The sequence below is a fragment of the Pelomicrobium sp. genome (genome assembly GCF_036803785.1).
GTDB lineage: Bacteria > Pseudomonadota > Gammaproteobacteria > Burkholderiales > UBA6910 > Pelomicrobium.
In genome coordinates this window covers 1-3,288 of record NZ_DAIRTR010000211.1, presented here as the reverse complement: position 1 = coordinate 3,288, position 3,288 = coordinate 1, and the positions used below count along the sequence as shown (strand labels likewise).

General features: G+C 64.8%; 2 protein-coding genes. Both read left to right on the top strand.

All coding sequences use genetic code 11. The annotated features are described in order from the left end of the window. Positions 1-315: 315 nt before the first annotated feature. Positions 316-2,154: a phosphoenolpyruvate carboxykinase (GTP) gene (locus V7Q81_RS15310; RefSeq protein ID WP_333845046.1), complete on the top strand. Its 1,839-nt coding sequence runs from the start codon at positions 316-318 to the stop codon at positions 2,152-2,154. A 159-nt stretch (positions 2,155-2,313) separates the two neighbouring features. Beyond that, positions 2,314-3,288, top strand: a 975-nt coding sequence (locus V7Q81_RS15305) for an FAD-dependent oxidoreductase (protein WP_333845043.1), incomplete at its 3' end; no start/stop codon positions are given.

Below are 3,288 nucleotides of genomic sequence, written 5' to 3'. Positions count from 1 at the left end.
GGGCGGGAATTTCGCCCGGCCAGCTTCGGCTTATGAGGCCGACGCCCCTTCGGTTGCGGTCCACCGGCCCCCAGTGCGTTTCATCATACCTCAAGGGCGGATGGCGGGTGCCGGATGGGGCAAAATGGGCGGTCTTTTCAGGAGGTGTTCCCATGTTTGTTCCCACGATGAGAATTCACTTTCAAAAAATTACGCAACGGCGCGGCTTCGCGCCGGTTCGCTAGCTTCTGCATCGGCAAGTAGGGTGCCGCGATACCCCGGGGCTCGTGTAAAGTGTGAGCCTCATCCGGTCCAACAACACGCAGGGGTGCAACGATGAATCGAACCACGGCGGTCGCCGGGGGCCGGCTCGGCGCTCCAGCTGAAGTGAGGCATGCGCGGCTCATCGCATGGGTGCGGGCCATCGCCGAGCTCACCCGGCCTGAGCGGATCGTATGGTGCGACGGCAGCCAAGCCGAGTACGATCGCCTATGCGACGAGATGGTGGCGGCAGGTACCCTGATCCGCCTCAACCCGCAGCTTCGTCCAAAAAGCTTCCTCGCCCGCTCCGATCCCACCGATGTGGCACGCATGGAGGAGCGTACCTTCGTGTGCAGCCGACGCCGCCAAGACGCGGGCCCCAATAACAACTGGGTGGACCCCCAAGAGATGCGCGCCACCTTGCGGCGGTTATTTGCCGGCTGCATGCGCGGCCGCGCGTTGTACGTGGTGCCCTTTTCCATGGGGCCGATCGGCTCTCCCATGGCCCGCGTCGGGGTGGAACTCACCGACTCGCCCTACGTGGTGGTCAGCATGCGCATCATGACCCGTATGGGACGCGCCGTATACCAGATCCTGGGAGAGGACGGCGATTTCGTGCCCTGCGTCCATTCCGTTGGCATGCCCTTGGCTCCCGGGGAAAAGGACGTCCCCTGGCCGTGCAACCGCCAGGAGAAGTACATCGTGCACTTTCCCGAGGACAAGGAAATCTGGTCCTATGGCTCGGGCTACGGGGGTAACGCGCTACTCGGCAAGAAATGCTTTGCCCTGCGCATCGCCTCCGTTCTGGCTCGGGAGCAGGGCTGGCTCGCCGAGCACATGCTCATCCTCGGGGTCGAGTCCCCGAGCGGGGAAAAAAAGTACATGGCGGCCGCTTTCCCCAGCGCCTGCGGCAAAACCAATCTGGCCATGCTCGTGCCGCCAAAGGCCCTGGCGGGCTGGAAAGCCACCACGGTGGGGGAGGACATCGCCTGGATCAAGCCCGGGGCCGACGGACGCTTTTACGCCATCAACCCGGAAGCCGGCTTTTTCGGGGTCGCCCCAGGCACTTCCACCGAGACCAACCCCAACGCCGTGGCCACGCTCCATGCCAATGGCATATTTACCAACGTGGCCCTGACCCCCGAGGGAGACGTATGGTGGGAGGGCATGACCCGCACCCCACCCCCGGTGCTCACCGACTGGCGGGGTGAGCCCTGGACCCCTGGCTGTGGCCGCAAGGCGGCCCATCCCAACGCCCGCTTCACTGTGCCCACTGCCCAGTGCCCGTCCATGGATCCAGAGTGGGAAAACCCGGAGGGGGTGCCGATTTCGGCGTTCATCTTCGGCGGGCGTCGCTCCGACACGGTGCCCTTGGTGACGGAGGCCCTTGATTGGAACGACGGCGTCTATATGGCCGCCACCATGGGATCCGAGACCACCGCTGCGGCCACCGGCCAGGTGGGAGTGGTGCGCCGGGATCCCTTCGCCATGCTGCCGTTTTGCGGCTATCACATGGGGGACTATTTCCAACATTGGCTGAACATGCGCCGGGCAGTGGCGGAGCGGCCTCGCATCTTCCGCGTCAATTGGTTTCGTCTGGGGCGCGAGGGCGGTTTCCTGTGGCCCGGCTTTGGCGAGAACATGCGAGTCCTCAAATGGATTTTCGAGCGCTGCGCCGGGCGAGCGAACGCCCGGGAGACCGGGCTCGGCTGGATGCCCCGATACGAGGATCTCGACTGGCGGGGGCTGGAGTCCTTCTCCCGGGCCCAGTTCGAAGCCCTGATGGCCGTAGACCTGGAAGAGTGGCGCCGGGAAATGGGGGCCCACCGGGAATGGTTCGAGCAACTCGGAGAGCGCCTGCCCCGGTCCTTGGCCCTGCGGCAGGAGCTGCTCGCCCTCGAGCTGGGAGTATGAGTTTCAACGCACTGAATAAAATAAAATTTATAGCCGGTTGTTCCACGTGGAACCCGTCATCGGCCATTTGTTCCACGTGAAACCCGACGTCCCCTGATTGGGAGGCCTTCCCGATTGCAGTATCATTGGCAGCCCTAAGGAAGCGAGGACGCTTGCCCCATGCAGTATCCCACCCGTTTTGACGTAATCGTCGTCGGCGGAGGCCACGCCGGCACCGAGGCGGCCCTCGCAGCGGCCCGAGCTGGGGTGCGGACTCTGCTGCTCACCCATAACATCGAGACGCTCGGGCAGATGTCTTGCAATCCCTCCATCGGCGGTATTGGCAAGGGACACCTGGTGAAGGAAATCGATGCCTTGGGGGGTGCCATGGCCGCGGCCACCGACGAGGCGGGAATCCAGTTCCGCATCCTGAACGCCAGTAAAGGGGCGGCGGTGCGGGCCACGCGGGCCCAGGCGGACCGGGTACTGTACAAACAGGCCATCCGCCGGCGGTTGGAGAACCAGCCTAACCTGTGGCTGTTTCAGCAGGCGGTGGATGACCTGCTCCTAGAGGGGGAGCGGGTGGCGGGGGTGGTGACCCAGCTGGGGCTTCGGTTCGAGGCCCGGGCCGTGGTGCTGACTACCGGCACCTTCTTGTCTGGCCTAATCCATGTGGGGTTTGCCCAGTACCAGGCGGGCCGGGCAGGGGACCCGCCGGCCCTGACCCTCGCTGCCAGGCTGCGGGAGCTGAAGCTCCCCGTGGGACGCCTAAAGACCGGGACACCGCCCCGCATCGACGGGCGCACGGTGGACTTTTCGGTGATGGAGGCACAGCCCGGGGACGATCCGCCCCCCGTCTTCTCCTTTCTGGGGGATCCGGCCCAGCATCCCCGGCAGCTTCCCTGCTGGATCACCCACACCAACGAGCGTACCCACGAGATCATCCGGGGGGCCTTGGACCGCTCTCCGCTCTATTCGGGCAAGATCCAGGGCGTCGGCCCTCGCTATTGTCCCTCCATCGAAGACAAAGTGGTGCGCTTTGCGGCCAAGACCTCCCACCAGGTTTTTCTCGAGCCCGAGGGGTTGACCACCACCGAGCTCTACCCCAACGGCGTCTCCACTTCGCTGCCTTTCGACGTGCAATTGGCGGTGGTG

What these genes read in the sequence shown, in the direction of transcription:
- V7Q81_RS15310 (WP_333845046.1), top strand. Translation starts at nt 316, where the DNA reads ATGAATCGAACCACGGCGGTCGCCGGGGGCCGGCTCGGCGCTCCAGCT.